The sequence below is a fragment of the Lacisediminihabitans profunda genome, from assembly GCF_008040105.1.
GTDB classification, from domain to species: Bacteria; Actinomycetota; Actinomycetes; order Actinomycetales; family Microbacteriaceae; genus Lacisediminihabitans; species Lacisediminihabitans profunda.
The window spans coordinates 681,109-697,088 of sequence record NZ_VRMG01000005.1; the positions used below are offsets into that span (position 1 = coordinate 681,109).

The 15,980-nt window shown below is 67.6% G+C and carries 10 protein-coding genes and 2 tRNA genes; 10 read left to right on the top strand and 2 right to left on the bottom strand.

Annotation, left to right across the window (positions count from 1 at the left end; all coding sequences use genetic code 11):
• Positions 1-76 precede the first annotated feature (76 nt).
• The 7 genes from FVP33_RS07765 to FVP33_RS07795 all read left to right on the top strand — a co-directional run bounded on the left by FVP33_RS07765 (position 77) and on the right by FVP33_RS07795 (position 6,205).
• A complete protein-coding gene (locus FVP33_RS07765) occupies positions 77-1,876 on the top strand; it encodes a hypothetical protein (protein ID WP_147783021.1) in 1,800 nt (599 codons plus the stop codon).
• 42 nt (positions 1,877-1,918) lie between these two features.
• A complete protein-coding gene (rsfS, locus tag FVP33_RS07770) occupies positions 1,919-2,296 on the top strand; it encodes a ribosome silencing factor (RefSeq protein WP_147783022.1) in 378 nt (125 codons plus the stop codon).
• Positions 2,297-2,314: 18 nt separating this feature from the next.
• Positions 2,315-3,286, top strand: coding sequence for a hypothetical protein (locus FVP33_RS07775; RefSeq protein WP_147783023.1), 972 nt, complete (start codon positions 2,315-2,317; stop codon positions 3,284-3,286).
• Between the two features lie 131 nt (positions 3,287-3,417).
• Entirely contained in the window at positions 3,418-4,413 is a 996-nt protein-coding gene (locus FVP33_RS07780) for a methionine ABC transporter ATP-binding protein (RefSeq protein WP_147783024.1), read from the top strand.
• Complete coding sequence (locus FVP33_RS07785; protein WP_147783025.1) at positions 4,410-5,171, top strand: methionine ABC transporter permease; 762 nt, start codon at positions 4,410-4,412, stop codon at positions 5,169-5,171. Before FVP33_RS07780 ends, FVP33_RS07785 begins: the two co-directional genes overlap by 4 nt.
• Before the next feature lie 29 nt (positions 5,172-5,200).
• Complete coding sequence (locus FVP33_RS07790; RefSeq protein WP_147783026.1) at positions 5,201-6,022, top strand: MetQ/NlpA family ABC transporter substrate-binding protein; 822 nt, start codon at positions 5,201-5,203, stop codon at positions 6,020-6,022.
• A gap of 106 nt (positions 6,023-6,128) precedes the next feature.
• Positions 6,129-6,205, top strand: a tRNA-Ala gene (locus FVP33_RS07795).
• A 218-nt stretch (positions 6,206-6,423) separates the two neighbouring features.
• On the opposite strand, the gene FVP33_RS07800 is transcribed toward FVP33_RS07795, so the two are convergent.
• Positions 6,424-6,726, bottom strand: coding sequence for a hypothetical protein (locus FVP33_RS07800; protein WP_147783027.1), 303 nt, complete (start codon positions 6,724-6,726; stop codon positions 6,424-6,426).
• Between the two features lie 654 nt (positions 6,727-7,380).
• Here FVP33_RS07800 and FVP33_RS19465 point away from each other — a divergent pair.
• From FVP33_RS19465 to FVP33_RS07810, 3 genes are all read left to right on the top strand, one after another.
• On the top strand, positions 7,381-7,533 hold the full coding sequence (locus FVP33_RS19465; protein ID WP_187270616.1) for a hypothetical protein: 153 nt from the start codon (positions 7,381-7,383) through the stop codon (positions 7,531-7,533).
• A 69-nt stretch (positions 7,534-7,602) separates the two neighbouring features.
• Positions 7,603-14,982 (top strand): N,N-dimethylformamidase beta subunit family domain-containing protein, encoded by a 7,380-nt coding sequence (locus tag FVP33_RS07805; RefSeq protein WP_147783028.1) that lies wholly within the window; start codon positions 7,603-7,605, stop codon positions 14,980-14,982.
• A gap of 154 nt (positions 14,983-15,136) precedes the next feature.
• Positions 15,137-15,210, top strand: a tRNA-Ala gene (locus FVP33_RS07810).
• A 74-nt stretch (positions 15,211-15,284) separates the two neighbouring features.
• Here FVP33_RS07810 and FVP33_RS07815 read toward each other — a convergent pair.
• Positions 15,285-15,932 (bottom strand): maleylpyruvate isomerase family mycothiol-dependent enzyme, encoded by a 648-nt coding sequence (locus tag FVP33_RS07815; protein WP_147783029.1) that lies wholly within the window; start codon positions 15,930-15,932, stop codon positions 15,285-15,287.
• Positions 15,933-15,980 lie beyond the last annotated feature (48 nt).

A 15,980-nucleotide genomic window follows, 5' to 3' on the forward strand; every position in this document is an offset into this window, starting at 1 on the left:
GCCGCCTATTAGCAGGCGACAGGTTCGGCAAAACGAGCGCGCAGACGCGGCCGACACGCAACTGAGCCTTGCCCAAATGCCCGAAGAACAGCCCCCGGTTGGGGCCTTTCCCCGGGAAGGGTGGGACGCGGATGCCCGTCGCCCCGCACCGCAGGACGATGCGTCAGCGACGCCCGATCCTTCGTCGACCCCTCCCGTAGCCGGTCGCCGCTCGCAGGAACCGGGCCAGGAATCCGCCTCTCCCCAGAACGACTACCCCACTCCGGCACGCCCCCAGGTGCCGAGCTACGACGGACCATCGTTCCGCAGCCGCTCGATCTCTGCCGTCCCCGAATCCCCGGCGGCATCATCCGCCGTGCCCGGTTCGGAGGGTGACACGGCAGGTGCCGACGGCGACACGCCGGTCGACCAGACCCCGCCGTCGAGCTACCGGGTACGCGACTTCAGCCCGGACGGGCGCCGTTCGTCCTTCCCCGCGGCGACATCGTGGTCGGCGCCGGTCGCTCCCGGAGCGACTCCGGTCGAACTCGACTATCACACGCTGGGTGCGCTGCCGTCGTCCCTCGCCTCGTCGCCACCGCCCGTGCCTGACCCCGCACCGCGCTACGAAGCCGCACCAGAGCGCACGATGACCCGACGTGAGATGCGGGCCCTCGAGCAGAGCGGCGCGCTCCGCCCGGTGGAGGACGCGCCGTCGCGGGAGCACAGCGAGGCGCCCCGCCTGCGCGAACGCATCCGCAACACCGCTCCAGAGGGCATCGACCCGATCGAGGCGCAGCCCACCGCTGCTCCGGTGAGTGCCACCCCGCCCGTCAGCGCGGCACCCCCGGTGACCGAGCCGCCAATCCTGGTCGAGCCGCCGCAGCAGCCAACCGTGTACGTCGCGTCGCCGAGTTTCGCCGAGCAGCCCAGCCTGCACCTCGAGGCGCCAGCCGACGACCATGTCGTCGAGGCCACCATCGAGCCGGAGTCGTCTGCCGGCAACTGGTTCGATGCGATCGCCGACGAGCAGGCCGCGGATGACGCCCCGGCAGTCGCGCACGACGCGCCGGTTCCGGCCGACGCGCCGAGGTCGTTCGCCGACTCGCCTGCGAGTTTCAAGTTCGAGGAGCTGCTGTTCAACGCCCCGGTGGCCGACGTGCCAGAGCCGTTCGTCGCCCAGCTCGAGCCCGAGCCGCTGCTCGAGGCGCCCGAACCCGCCGCGCCCGTCGAGCAGACGCCGGCACCGGCCGCCTGGCTCGCCGCCTTCCCGGCGACCAAGGCACCGCAGATAGTCGTGCCCCAGTCTGCGGCTCCCGCACCCGCTTCGCCAGCTCAGGCTCCGGCAGCGCAGCAGCCGGCATCGGAGGCCCGGCCCGCCGAGGTCGACACCGCCGCCTCGTATTCGCCGCCCGTCGGCCACTGGTCCACCCAGGCGTCGATCGACGACGACGAGCAGGTGCAGGAGAACACGTTCAGCCGCAACGTCGGCGCGACGAGCGGTGCGATCACCACGAGCGCCCTCGTTCTGCCGTCCATTCCCACGGCGGACGACATCCTGAGCCCGCTCGGAAGCACCGGTGAGATTCTCATCACCGGTTCGATCAACCTCCCGAGCAGCATGGGCACCACCGGCGTCCACCCCGCGCGCTACGACCACTCCGACGTGGACGCGCTGCTCGAGGCCGACGACCGCGAGGACTCCGACCACCCGGACTCCGCTCCGGTTCGTGCCATTCGCGCCGTGAGCACCCACACCTCGTCCGGCGCGGTGATCAGCGCGAAGAAGCCCAAGGGCGACAGCCGCCTGCCCATCGTGCTCGCCGTCTCGGCCGCGGTCATGGCCGTCGGCGTCGTCGTTCTGTTCGTGGTCGGAATGATCTTCAAGATCTTCTAAACCCGTGACATCCCCTTCTTGCCTCCCATCCGATAGGACCCTGTGACTGCGACCGACCATGCCCGCGAACTGCTTCAGATTGCCGCCGCGGCCGCCGACTCCAAGCAGGCGGAAGACCTCGTAGCGCTCGACGTGTCAGGTCCGCTTCCGCTGACCGACATCTTCCTGCTCGCCACCGGTCGCAACGAGCGCAACGTGATCGCCATCGCGAGTGAGATCGAAGACAAGCTCATCGAGCACGGGGCGAAGCCGTTGCGCCGCGAGGGTCGCGCGGAGGGCCGCTGGATCCTGCTCGACTTCGGCGACCTCGTGGTGCACGTCTTCCACGAGGAAGACCGCATGTACTACTCGCTCGAGCGTCTCTGGAAAGACTGCCCGGCCATCCCGATCACCGTTCCAGTGCGCGAGACCGCCGAGTAGCACCCGAACGATAGACCCGTGACGGACGGCCCGCTCGAGCTTCCGTCGTGGCGGCGCGCTCCGGATGACCGGGCACGCGCCCTCGCGGTGATCGACTCGTGGGCGGGGAGCGCCGCGCTCGCCGAACTCGTGGCGGCCTTCGGCGGCTCGACGGCGGCTCTGCCGGACGACCGCCTGCTGGACTACCTCGAGGCCTTCTCGGCGGAGCACTGGGACTTCCGAGCAGGCCGGGAACGCAACCTCGCCGAGCAAGTCACCCTCACTCCCGAGCAGGATGCCCTGATCCGCGCCCGAGCCAGTGCTCTCGGCCTCGCCGGGCGGGAGCGGCCCTCCGGGCGGCGTTACGATACCGTGCTGATGACCGGCGGCATGGTGCGGGCGGGCATCGTGAAGCCCCGGTTCGTTGCCGAGCTGCTCGACCGAGGGCTCGAGGTCGGTCACGTGGTGTTCCTCGGCGGATTCCGCGCCTTCGCGGGCGACGAGATCGAACTCGCGACGGCGCTCGGGGTGCGGGGGAGCGACGAGGTCGCCGCCATGGTGGGCGGCATGGAACTCGCCTTCGGGCCGCTCGGTGAACCGGAGGTGCAGGAGCGGATGACCGACAACCCCCACCTGTCCTGGCGCGAATACTCGTGGTCGACGCCCGGTGCGCGGCTGAGCGTGATCGCCGCTCCGTCGGCGGACCCGTCACGGCGGGCCAACTCCGTGGACACCTACCGCTTCTGGGCGCGCGAACGGCGGGCGGCATCCGAACTGTCGGTGCTTCTCGTGACCACGCCGGTCTACGTGCCGTACCAGGGCGCCGCAGCGGTGGAGATACTGGGGGTCGAGCACGGCCTCGGGGTAGAGGCCGTGGGGGTGAGCGCCTCGGCCAGCGACCTCGGCGAGTACAGCCAGCCGTTCCTGCCCCGGCACCACCTGCAGGAGCTGCGCGCGGCCGTCTGGGCGATGCGCTCCTTGCGCGGGAGGCTCATCGCCGAACGCGGCTAGTCCGACGCAATCGGTAACACCGATTTGTCGGCCGGCCGCGTCCTTGGCAGACTGGGTGGGCTGCCGTGTGCAGCCCCTTTTCGTGTCGCTCATCGTCGTGTGGCTTCCCTTTCGCGAGCGATGCGGTTTCGATGATCTCCCTCCAGAACGTCAGCAAGTCCTTCGGCAGTGGTCCGTCGGCGGTGATCGCACTCGATCGGGTCGACCTCGAGGTCGCCGATGGCGAGATTTTCGGTGTCGTCGGCCAGAGTGGCGCAGGCAAGAGCACACTGATCCGATCGGTGAACCTCCTCGAACGGCCGGACTCCGGAACGATCACCGTCAACGAGCGCGAGTTGACCTCGCTCTCCGACGCCGAACTGCGCGTCGAGCGACGCAGGATCGGCATGATCTTCCAGCACTTCAACCTGCTTTCCAGCCGCACGGTCCGCGGCAACGTCGAGCTCGCCCTCGAGGTGACCGGCGCCGAGCGTCGCGAGCGTCGCCGGCGTGCAGACGAGATCCTCGACCTCGTGGGGCTCACGGCGAAGGCGGGCGTGTACCCGACCCAGCTCTCCGGGGGACAGAAGCAACGGGTGGGAATCGCCCGCGCCCTCGCCGCGAATCCCCGGGTGCTCCTCTCCGACGAGGCGACATCCGCCCTCGACCCGGAGACGACCCGATCCATCCTCGAGCTCGTGCGAACCATCAATCGCGAACTGGGCCTCACGGTGCTGCTGATCACCCACGAGATGGACGTCGTGAAGACCGTGTGCGACTCGGCCGCGTTGCTCGAGGCGGGCCGCATCGTGGAACAGGGGCCGCTCGTGTCGTTGATTTCGACCGCGGGTTCCCGGCTCGCCCGCGATCTGTTCCCCCTGGGGCCGGTGCCCAGGCACGCCGGGAGCACCGTGATCGAGATCACCTTCAGCGGAGGCTCCGCCGACCGCCCGGTGATCGCGCAGCTCTCGCGCAACCACGGACTCGACGTGAGCATCCTCGGCGCCGTGATCGAGACCATCGGCGGCAATCAGGCCGGGCGCACGCGGCTGCAGATCCCCGGGTCGGCCGCCGGCGCGCGAGCGGCGATCGACGACCTCCGCTCGCAGGGACTTCTCGTCGAGGTTGTGGGGGAGGGGAACCGATGATCGATCCGAGCACACCGGGCTTTTGGCAGAACCTGTTGGGGGTTGTCATGGTCGGCACCGGCCAGACCCTCTACATGGTGGGAGTCGCCCTGGCGGTGACCATCCTCGTCGGACTCCCGCTCGGCATCGCGCTCGTCGGCACGGAACGCGGAGGACTCTTCGACGCGCCCTTCGGATCGCGAGCCGTGGGGGTGGCGACAAACCGCGTGCTCGACTTCGTCGTCAATCTGGGCCGTTCCATCCCGTTCATCATCGTGATGATCGCGATCATTCCCCTCACTCGACTCGTCGTCGGCACCTTCATCGGCACCACGGCGGCGATTGTTCCCCTGTCGATAGTCGCCATCCCGTTCTTCGCGAGGATGGTGGAGATCGCGCTCAAGGAGATCGACCCGGGGCTCACCGAGGCGGCCCAGTCGCTCGGCGCGACGCGGGCGCAGATCGTGCGCAAGGTGTTCATCCCCGAGGCGCTGCCGAGCATCGTGCTCGGGCTCGCGACGACCATCACCTCGATCATCAACTTCTCCGCGATGGTGGGTGTCGTGGCCGGTGGCGGCCTCGGCGACGTCGCCTTCCGCTACGGCTACCAGGCCTTCAGTCCCACCTACGTGCTCGTCGTCGTCGTCATCATCTTCGTCATCGTGCAGCTGATCGCCACGGCGGCCGCCGCGATCGCTCGCCGACTCAGCCACGCCTCGCTTCCGCAACCCGGGCTGCGCGGGATTCTTGCTCCGGGCACCCGGCAGCAAAGCATCTGAACCAACCACCACACCGAAGGAATAACCGCATGAATATCCCCACCCGCTTCGCCGCCGCCGGAGCGGTCGTCGCCCTCGCCGTCGCCCTCACCGCGTGCTCCACGACAGCGCCGGCCACGAGCGCGACGGTGAAGAGCCTCGGCACCATCAACGTCGGCGCGCTGCAGACCCCGGCCGGCGACATCCTCAAGTACGTTTCGGACAATCTCGCGGCGGACGCCGGTCTCACGATCACGTTCACTCCGTTCACCGACTACAACACGCCGAACACCGCGCTCGGCGACGGATCGATCGACGCAAACCTCTTCCAGAACAGCACCTTTCTGCAGACCTATAACACGGCGACCAAGTCCACCCTGGTGAGCGCCGGGGAGGTCTACCTGCCGAGCGCCGCCTTCTACAGCGACAAGATCTCGAGCCTCAAGAAGCTCGGCAAGGGTGCGAAGATCGCGGTTCCGAGCGACCCGACAAACGAGGGCCGCGCCCTCAAGATCCTGGCGGCGAAGAAGCTCATCACGGTCGGCGCCAACCCGACGAAGCTCGCGGACATCACCGCAAACCCGTCGAAGTTCGATTTCGTGGAGATCGACAACGCGACACTCGCGCGTTCGCTTCCAGATGTGGATGCGGCCTTCGTCACGATCTCCTTCGCGCTGCCGGCCGGCCTGACGGCCAAGCAGGCGATTCTCATCGAGGGCAGCGACAGCCCGTACTACAACGTGCTCGCCACCTCGAAGAAGCTTGAGAAGGACCCGCGCGTGCTCGAGTTGTACAAGCTGCTCACCTCCGCCGCGACCCAGAAATACATCGAGAAGACGTGGGGTGGCCTCGTCGTCCCGGTCGCGAAATAGGGCGTCCCGACACGGTCGACTCTCGCGCGTGTTTTATCGCGGGCGATCTGTAGTAATCTAGACAAGTTGTCCGGCTCACCAACTCAGTTGGAGGGTGGGGCGGCTTGGGTCCATGGCGCAGCCCGGTAGCGCACCTGCATGGCATGCAGGGGGTCAGGGGTTCGAATCCCCTTGGATCCACCAAAGTCCTTGGTCAGACGGCCATTTCTGAATCCTGAACAAGGGATCAGGGATGGCCGTTCTCCATTGATTCGCCCCTTCAGCGCACTCTTCTGGCACTCTCGGGTGTTCGGGGGAGTGTGCGCGCGCCCGTCGAGCATGACACCGAATCCCGCAGCCCCCGCTTCTCGCCCGCTGCACCCATACTCCTGCGGTATCGGGTGCAGGGGGTGAACAGCCGGCTAGGGCGCTTCTTCCAGGGTGGTTTTGTTGATGACCTCCTTCACCACCGCGCCGGGGAGATCCTCTGCGGCCCTCAGGTTCGCCTCCTCCTCCTGCTTAACCTCAACTCGGGCTGCCTGCCACGCCGACCAGTGGCCGGAGACGAGCGCCCACAACGACAGGGCGGAGACATACACAACGCTGTTCACCCAATGGGTCAGGAGAGAAATGGGGATCATGGCGATCCAAAACAGGGTCAACCACCCGTTGACGCGTCTCATGAAGATGGGATCGCCCTGAATTGATGACCACAGTGCTTTCATTTCCGCCTCCCTGGATCCGTCCGTTTTGTCACCAACAATCTAGATCTGTCCTTGGCTCAGGAAAAGTGAGAGATCTCACATGTTCTATCGCGCCACAGCTGCGGTCCGATATCAGAATGGGTGGCTGCAGCGATTTGTGATTGTCGGTTCGCGGCTCAGTCGACCTGAAGGGCGAACGCCCGATACACATGATGTAGGCGCGTCAATCTGCTGAGTGCGGCTAGTCAGGGTTCGAATCCCTTGGATCCAGCGAACTCGACGTCAGAGGGCCATTCCGGAATCTTGAATGAGGGATGAGAGATTGCTGTTCGCCATCTATTTGCCACTTCAGCGCGCCAGATCTTGCCTCCCGACTCGGCTTCACCGCCCAGAGCATCCACAAATTGCACGACCAGGGCCGCGGCTCGCGGGGCTTCAGGCTCGCCTCGGAGGTGCCCGCGAATGGACCTGTCCGGCTCGGTGCCTCGTGGCTCGTGGCGATGCTCCGGAGTCGCGGAATGGCGACGTCAATGCTCCTCAAGCGGAACGCCTTGCGGGTTGCTCTCACCCCGAGCGGGATTAAGACGCGAAAAGCCTCTTGCTTAGGGCCGGAACGACTAGTAACGTCCGCTCTAATGGGTCCGCGGACCGCTGGCCCCTTCGAGAGGACCCGCCATGCCAGCCGTCATCGCCCGCCACAACGTGAAGGACCCGGATCACTGGCTTGCCTCACCGAAGCGCCAGGAGGTCGTCGTCTCCTTCGGCGTCACCAACACTCGGACGCTCGGCGTGCTGGGTGAGACCGTGGTGTCTCGCATCGAGGCCTAGTTTCTCTTCCGGCGCCGGGCGGGCGCCGACGCATCTGCGGGGGTCGCGGGGGCAATCGAAAGCGATTCGATGATTGGTTCATCAAGCTCTGGCGGCGCACGATCGCGGCGGTCGCGGCGGTGGCTGGCCGCAACGCTGGCCTGGGCGACTGGTGCGGTACTCCTGCATCTCGTCGTGGTCGCGTCGCCCGTCGACGCGGCGAGCAGCTGCGGATCCGGGAATGCCGTCACCTGTGAGAACGCGCTCCCCGGCGACCCGGCGAGCGACTGGCAGGTGTCCGGGGCCGGAGACGCGACAATCCAGGGCTATGCGACCTCGATGAGCGTGAACATCGGCGAGACGGTGTCCTTCAAGATCAGCACTCCGGCGTCGAGTTATCACATCGACATCCTCCGGATGGGGTACTACCAGGGCAACGGCGCGCGCAAGGTTGCCGCCGGGCTGGTGCCCTCGGCGATCCTGCCGCAGAGTCAGCCCGCCTGCCTGACCGACTCCAGCACGGGTCTCATCGACTGCGGCAACTGGGCGGTGTCCGCGAGTTGGCCGGTCCCCGTAACCGCCGTATCGGGGGTGTATCTCGCTCACCTGGTGCGCAATGACACTGGTGGCAGCAGCCTCATCCCGTTCGTCGTTCGCAACGATGCGAGCACCAGCGACATGGTCGTCCAGACCAGCGACGAGACCTGGCAGGCCTACAACACCTACGGCGGCAACAGCCTGTACAGCTGCACCGTAGCCTGCCCGCCGGGAAACCCTGGAGGGTACAAGGCGGCGTACAAGGTGTCCTACAACCGGCCGTTCCACACGTCGCTCGACGACTCCGGCCGAAGCTGGCTGATGTACACCGAGTACCCGATGATTCGCTGGCTCGAGTCGAACGGATACGACCTCAGCTACATCAGCGGACTGGACGTCGCCACCCGCGGCGCTTTGCTGACCAACCACAAGACGTTCGTCTCCGTCGGCCACGACGAGTACTGGTCCGGGGACCAGCGTGCCAGCGTGGAGTCTGCGCGAGCCCACGGGGTGAACCTGGCCTTCTTCAGCGGCAACGAGGTGTTCTGGAAGACGCGCTGGGAGCCGAGCGCGGATAGCTCGAAGACTCCGGGACGCACGCTGGTGTCCTACAAGGAGACACACTTCGACGCGCCCACGGATCCGCAGGACCCGTCGACGTGGACCGGGACGTGGCGCGATCCCCGGTTCAGTCCACCCGCCGACGGAGGCCGGCCGGAGAATGCCCTCACCGGGCAGTTCTTCATCGTCAACGCGGGTACGACGGACATCCAGGTGCCGGCGCAGTACGCCTCGCTGCGGCTGTGGCGCAACACCGCAGTGGCTGGGCTGAGCGCCGGACAGAGCCTGACCCTCGGGTCCGGACTGGGAACGCTGGGCTACGAATGGGACGAGGACGCCGACAACGGCGCCCGCCCGGCCGGCCTGTTCGACCTGTCCGCGACTACCTCGACCAACGCGGAGGTATTCGTCGACTACGGCACGAACGTTGCGTCGGGAAGAACAGCGACTCACCATCTCACCGAGTACCGCGCCGCGAGCGGTGCCCTGGTCTTCGGTGCCGGAACCGTCCAATGGTCATGGGGTCTGGACAACGCGACGACCGGTCGCGCGACTGACAAGAACATGCAGCAGGCAACCGTGAATCTGTTGGCGGACATGGGCGACCAACCCGCCTCTCTCGCCTCGAACCTGATTGCGGCGGCGGCTTCGACGGACACCACCCCGCCGACATCGAGGGTGACGTCTCCCGCGGCCGGGACGATTCTCGCGGACGGCGCGGCGACGACGATCTCCGGCACCGCGACCGACGCCGGGGGCGGGACCGTGGCCGGCGTGGAGGTTTCCACCGACGGGGGAAAGACCTGGCATCCGGCGAAGGGAACAACGAGCTGGAACTACTCGTGGATTGCCCACGGCAGCCCGATCGCGACAATCCTCGTGCGGGCCACCGACGACAGCGGCAACCTCGAGACGCCGGGCCCTTCGACCACGGTCAACGTGTCCTGTCCGTGCTCGATCTGGGGGACAGCCGTGACGCCCGGCGGGGTCGACTCCAAGGATGGCAGTGCGATCGAGGTCGGCGTGAAGTTCACGACCGACACGTTCGGCACGGTCAGCGGCATCCGATTCTTCAAGGCGACCACGAACACCGGCACCCACGTCGGGAACCTCTGGACCTCGACCGGGCAACTCCTCGGCCGGGTGACGTTCACCGGTGAGACCGCCTCGGGATGGCAGCAAGCCCAGTTCGCGCAACCCATCGCGATCAGTCCCGGGGCGACCTATGTGGTGTCCTACTTCGCTCCCGTGGGTCACTACTCGCAGGACGAGGCCTACATGTACAACGCTCCTGCCCCGGAGCCAGACGGCAACGACAGCCTCGACAGTCCGCCGCTGCACGCGTTGCGCTCGACCGCGTCGAATCCGAACGGTGTGTACGCGTACACCAGCTCGACGACCTTCCCCAGCAATTCCTTCAACGGCGAGAACTACTGGGTCGACCTCGCATTCTCACCCTCGCCCGCGCCGGGCCAAGTCACCAATGTGGTTGCCACCGCCGGCAACGCCTCGGCCGGGGTCAGCTGGAGTGCCCCGAGCACCGGGGCCACCACGACCTACACGATCACCCCGTACGTCGGGACAACACCTCAGGCGGCGAGTACTGTCACCGGCAACCCTCCAGCCACCTCTACCGTCATCACCGGGCTGACCAACGGGACGCCATACACCTTCACGGTGACTGCGTCGAATCCCAATGGGTCAGGAGTGGCCTCGGCGGCATCGAATACCGTCACGCCGTCGGTCAGCGCCTCGTCCGTTCAGAACGGAGGCTTCGAATCGGGAATCACGTTGTGGACCACGGGCGGCGTACCACCGTCGAGTGCCAGCACCGCGACGGTGCACTCCGGCACCGGATCGGCCCTGCTCGGTGTCGTCTCCGGCACCGAACCCGGCGGCGACGGTTGGCTCAGCCAGACCGTCTCCGTGCCGAGCGGCACCAGTTCATTGAGCTTCTGGTACTGGCCGGCCACCACCGACACACTGTGTTCGGGGTCGGGGTGTGTCTTTGACTGGCAAGAGGCGCAGATCCGCACCACCGCTGGCGCCACGTTGGCGTCGGTGTTCAAGGGCAACAGCAATGCCCGAACGTGGACGCAGGTCACTTTCAACACCAGCGCCTACGCCGGGCAGACCGTCGTCCTCTGGTTCAACGTCCACGAGGACGCGTCCAGCCCGCCGGACGACACCTGGATGTACCTCGACGACGTTGCCCTGACCGGATCGCAGCCGACGGCACCGGCAGCGCCGACAGGGGTCAACGCGGCCGCAGGCAACGGCCAGGCCACCGTGTCGTGGACCGCGCCCGCGTCCGGCGGCGCGCCCATAACTTCGTACACCATCACGCCATACGCGGGAACGACAGCGCTCACGCCGACGACCATCGCCGGCTCCCCGCCGGCGACGTCGACCACCATCACGGGGCTGACCAACGGCACCGCGTACACCTTCAGGGTGTCGGCCACGAACAGCGTGGGAACCGGCCCGGCCTCGACTGCGTCCAACAGCGTCACACCGAGCGCGCCGACACCGCCAGGCGCGCCCACGTCCGTGACCGCAATCGGTGGCAACGGTCAGGCCACGGTGTCGTGGACCGCTCCCGGCGACGGCGGCTCACCGATCACCGCCTACACGATCACCCCCTATGTCGGCACAACCGCGCAGCCGTCGACCACCATCACCGGGACGCCGCCCGCGACGACGCTGACGGTCACCGGCCTGACCAATGGGACCACCTACACGTTCACCGTTACCGCGACAAACTCTCTCGGTTCCGGCACTCCGTCATCACCATCGAACGCGATAACGCCGTCGCCGGCGCCCCCAGTGGCGTTCGTGCAGCAAGCCGTCGGTCACGGCAGCGGGACGACGAGGTCTGTCACGCTCGCCTCTGCCGTTGCCTCCGGCGATCGGATCGTCGTCGAGGTCAGCATCTGGGCAGCCAATCATCCGACCGCGTCCTCGGTGACCGACTCGGCGGGAAACACCTACACGAGCGTGCTGCGGTTCACCGGTCCCGACGGCGATGAGGAGAGCATCTGGACGGCGCCGATCACCGCCGGCGGCGGAACCAAACCGACCATCACCGCGACCAGCACGTCGAGCGCAGACATGGGGGTGGCGGTGCTCGAATACTCGGGTCTGTCCACGACAGCCGGCATCGGTGCTGTCGACGTCTCCAAGGGTGCCACCGGCACGACGACGGCGGCCACGACCGTCTTCTCCGGAGCGGTACCGCCGACGACGGTCAACGGACTGGCCATCGGTTTCTACGCAGACTCCGGTTTCGGCAGCACCCCGACGCCATCGACGGGGTTCACCAAGCGGGCTTCGATCGCGGGTGCGGCGGACATGGACCTCCTTGTCGAAGACCAGGTCGTCTCCGCCGGGTCAACCCCCAATGCCGGCGCCGGCACGTCAGCGAACACGATCTGGTTGATGTCGACTGTGGTCTTCGCGAGCGCGGCGGGAACAGCACCGCTCACGCCCGGGGCTCCCACCGGAGTGACTGCCACGGCCGGCGACAGCCGGGCGACCGTTTCCTGGACCGCGCCAAGCAACGGCGGCTCGCCACTCAGCGCCTACACCGTGACCCCCTACATCGGCACCACTGCGCAGCCCGCGACAACGGTGACCGGAGCGCCGCCCGCCACGACGGCGACCATCGTCGGACTCACCAACGGGACGGCGTACACCTTCACCGTCTCCGCGACCAACTCGGTCGGAACGGGACCGGCTTCCGCGCCTTCCAACAGCGTGACCCCGGCCAGCACCTCCCAGGGCCAATGGGGCGCACTGCAGACCTGGCCGCTCGTCGCGATCACCAACGTCGCGTTGAAGACCGGGAAGTACCTCATCTTCGACGGATGGCAGAGCCCCACTCCGACGATGGTGTGGGATCCCGTCACCAACACTTTCACCACCGTCAACGCGCCGGCCAGCATCTTCTGTTCCGGCGTATCTCACCTACCCGATGGACGGGTGCTGGTCGCCGGCGGATTCGGCAGCCTCGGGATCACGACGACCTCGATCTTCGACCCGGCCACAACCGCCTGGACCACGGCGGCGAACATGAATCTTCCGCGCTGGTACCCATCGTTGCTTCAATTGTCCGATGGCCGGTACGTGGCCATCAGCGGGAATTCGACCGACGCAAGCCACTGGGCGGACACTCCCGAGGTCTACGACCCGGCCACCAACAAGTGGACGTTGCTCAGCGGGGTCAACACATCGCAGATCCATGAGGAGGAGTATCCCTTCTCGTACCTGATGCTCAACGGAAAGGTCTTCGCGATGGGACCGTCGGAGGACGTCTCCTACGTCCTCGACGTGAACGCACAGAACTGGACTCCCGTCGGGGCGAGCGGCGTCGTGAACGGGTCCGCCGTGATGTACCGCCCTGGCAAGATCCTCTACAGCGGCGGAGCACCCAGCGTCCTCACGACGACGGCGGCGTCCGCGACCACGGCCGTCATCGATACCTCCGCCGCCACGCCTGGTTGGCGCCAGACGGCCTCGATGAACACCGCGCGCGTCTATCACACCCTGACCATGCTCGCCGATGGCAAGGTTCTCGCGGTCGGCGGTGAACAGAGCAGCGATCAGACCAACGTGACGTCCGGCGTACTGTCGACCGAGATCTGGGATCCCTCGACCGAGACCTGGACCACCGGCGCGTCGATGACCGCGGCCCGCAACTACCACTCGACGGCCGTCCTGATGCCCGACGGCCGGGTTCTGGTGGCCGGGGGCGGACACGAGGACTCGCTCACCAATCCCGGCCAGTACTCGGCGCAGGTCTACACCCCGTCCTACCTCCTCAGCGGTGCGAGACCGACCATCGGATCAGCCACCACGTCGGCGTCCTACGGCGGCACCATCACCGTCAACACCCCGGACGCGGCGAGCATCTCCGCCGTCAATCTGGTTTCCCTCGCTGCGGACACCCACCAGGCCGACATGGGGCAGCACTTCGTTCCGCTGACCTTCACCGCCGGAAGTTCCAGCCTGTCGGTCACCGCGCCCGGCTCTGCCGCGATCGCCCCGCCCGGGGACTACATGATGTTCATCGTGAACGGCAGCGGCGTGCCGTCGGTGGCATCGATGGTGCACATCAGCTCCGCGGCCGCCACCGCACCGGGCGCCCCGACCGGAGTGGCCGCGACGGCCGGGGTCGGGCAGGCGACGGTTTCGTGGGCGGCACCGGTGGACGGTGGCTCCCCGATCACCTCCTACACGGTGACCCCCTACGTCGGCGGGACGGCGCAGACCCCGACGACGATCAACGGGGCACCGCCGGCCACGACAGCCACCGTCACGGGGCTCACGGCCGGGGTGACGTACACCTTCACCGTGGCAGCGACGAATGCGATCGGCACCGGGTCCCCCTCCGCGCCGTCGAACTCCGTCACGCCGACTGCGCTCACGGCGCCCGCCGCTCCGACCGGAGTCGCCGCAACCGCCGGAAATGCGCAGGCCACCGTGACCTGGACGGCTCCAAGCAATGGCGGGTCGGCCATTACGAGTTACACGGTCACTCCGTATGTCGCGGGCATCGCCCAGCCCGCGACCACGGTGAGCGGGTCGCCGCCTGCGACATCGGCGACGATCACCGGGCTCACCAACGGCGTGACCTACACGTTCACCGTGTCTGCGACCAACGCGATTGGCACCGGTCCGGCGAGTGCGCCGTCGAACTCCGCGACCCCCAATTCCGCCACTTCCGCGCCGAAGTTCGTCCAAAGCATCACGGCACATGGGGCAAACTCCGCGACACGGACGGCTGTCCTCCCCGCTGCGATCACGACGGGCGATCGGATCATCGTCGAGGTGGGGGTCTGGTCCTCGACGAACGCAACGGCGAGCACGGTGACCGATTCGGCCGGGAACACCTACACCGAAGTCCTGCACTTCACCGCCTCGGATGCGACCGAGGAGAGCGTGTGGACCGCGCCCATCACCGCGGGTGGCGGAACGAAGCCGACCATCACCGTCACGACCTCGAAGGCCGCGGATATCGGGATCGCGGCGCTCGAATACTCCGGGCTGTCCGCGGTGTCCGGCGCGGGGGCGGTCGACGTCTCCAAGACGGCGACCGGAACCGCCGCGGCGGCCGGCACGGTGGTCTCCGGCGCGACTCCGGCGGCGACCACCGCGGGCCTCGCGCTCGGCTTCTATGCCGATTCCGGGTTCGGGGTGACGCCGGTCGCCAGTTCTGGCTTCACGCCTCGCGCGACGATCAGCAACGTGACCGACATGGACCTGCTCGTCGAGGACCAGCCGACCGCGGTGGGCGCCACGCCGAGCGCGGGTGCGACCACGAAGGCTGGCACGATCTGGCTGATGTCGACAGTGGTGTTCAAGGGGGCCTGAGTCCGGCTCTCGCCGTCGAGCGGGGCGATATTCCCCTTCCGGGAGGCCCCGCCAGACGTCCCGAGAACCTTCCGCTATACTCGAACAACCACGACACCCGGTTCCGAGATGTCTCGAGTGATCAGGCGTTTTGCCGAGAAACAGCACGTTTCTTGGGTCCATGGCGCAGCCCGGTAGCGCACCTGCATGGCATGCAGGGGGTCAGGGGTTCGAATCCCCTTGGATCCACAGAGAGCCCCCGTGATCAGTGCGATCACGGGGGCTTGTTCGTTCCCCGGGTGCGCCTCGAGGCGCACCGTCGTTCAGAGCGTCGTGACGCGCCCGAACAGGACCAGGATGATGGACCTGGCCGGCGCTTCGGTGGTCGGCCCGCGTCCGACGCTCCAGCGGTCGTCGGAGGCCGTGAGGGTGCGCGCACGCACGATCGCCCTCGTGGCGGCCGGGCCCCCGGCGGCACGGGCGATGGCGACGGCGCCCGTCTCCACGGGAGAAAACGAAGGATCGAGGCCGAGCGGCACGGCGAGGTCGTAGCCGTGCACCACGACCTCGGTGAGCTCGTGCACCGACTTGCGTCCCTGCCCGGCCGCGTAGGCGGCGGCCGACTCGCGCAGCCGCCGCACGAGCTCGGCTGTCGGTGCGGTGGCGCTCTCGCGGCTGACCGCATCGATGATGCGGTCGGGGGTGAGCGTGCCCGGGCGCACTGCCCTCAGCCCGTCGCGCACGAGCCGGCGGGTGGGACCGAGGCGCCAGAGGAGGTGGCCGGCGACATCCCGAACGCTCCAGCCCGCGCAGAGGCTCGGCGTGGCCCACTGCTCGGGAGTCAGCCCGTCGAGCAGGTCGGCGATGCGCACCAGCCCGGCGGCGATGTGCGGCCGCCAGTCGCCCGTGACGGCGGTCTCGTCGTCGCCCGACCGGTGGCTGAGCGGAAGATACCGCGCGATATCCGGCATGCCTGCCTCCCGCCTCCCACGCTACGCCTCATCTATAGGATGGGGACA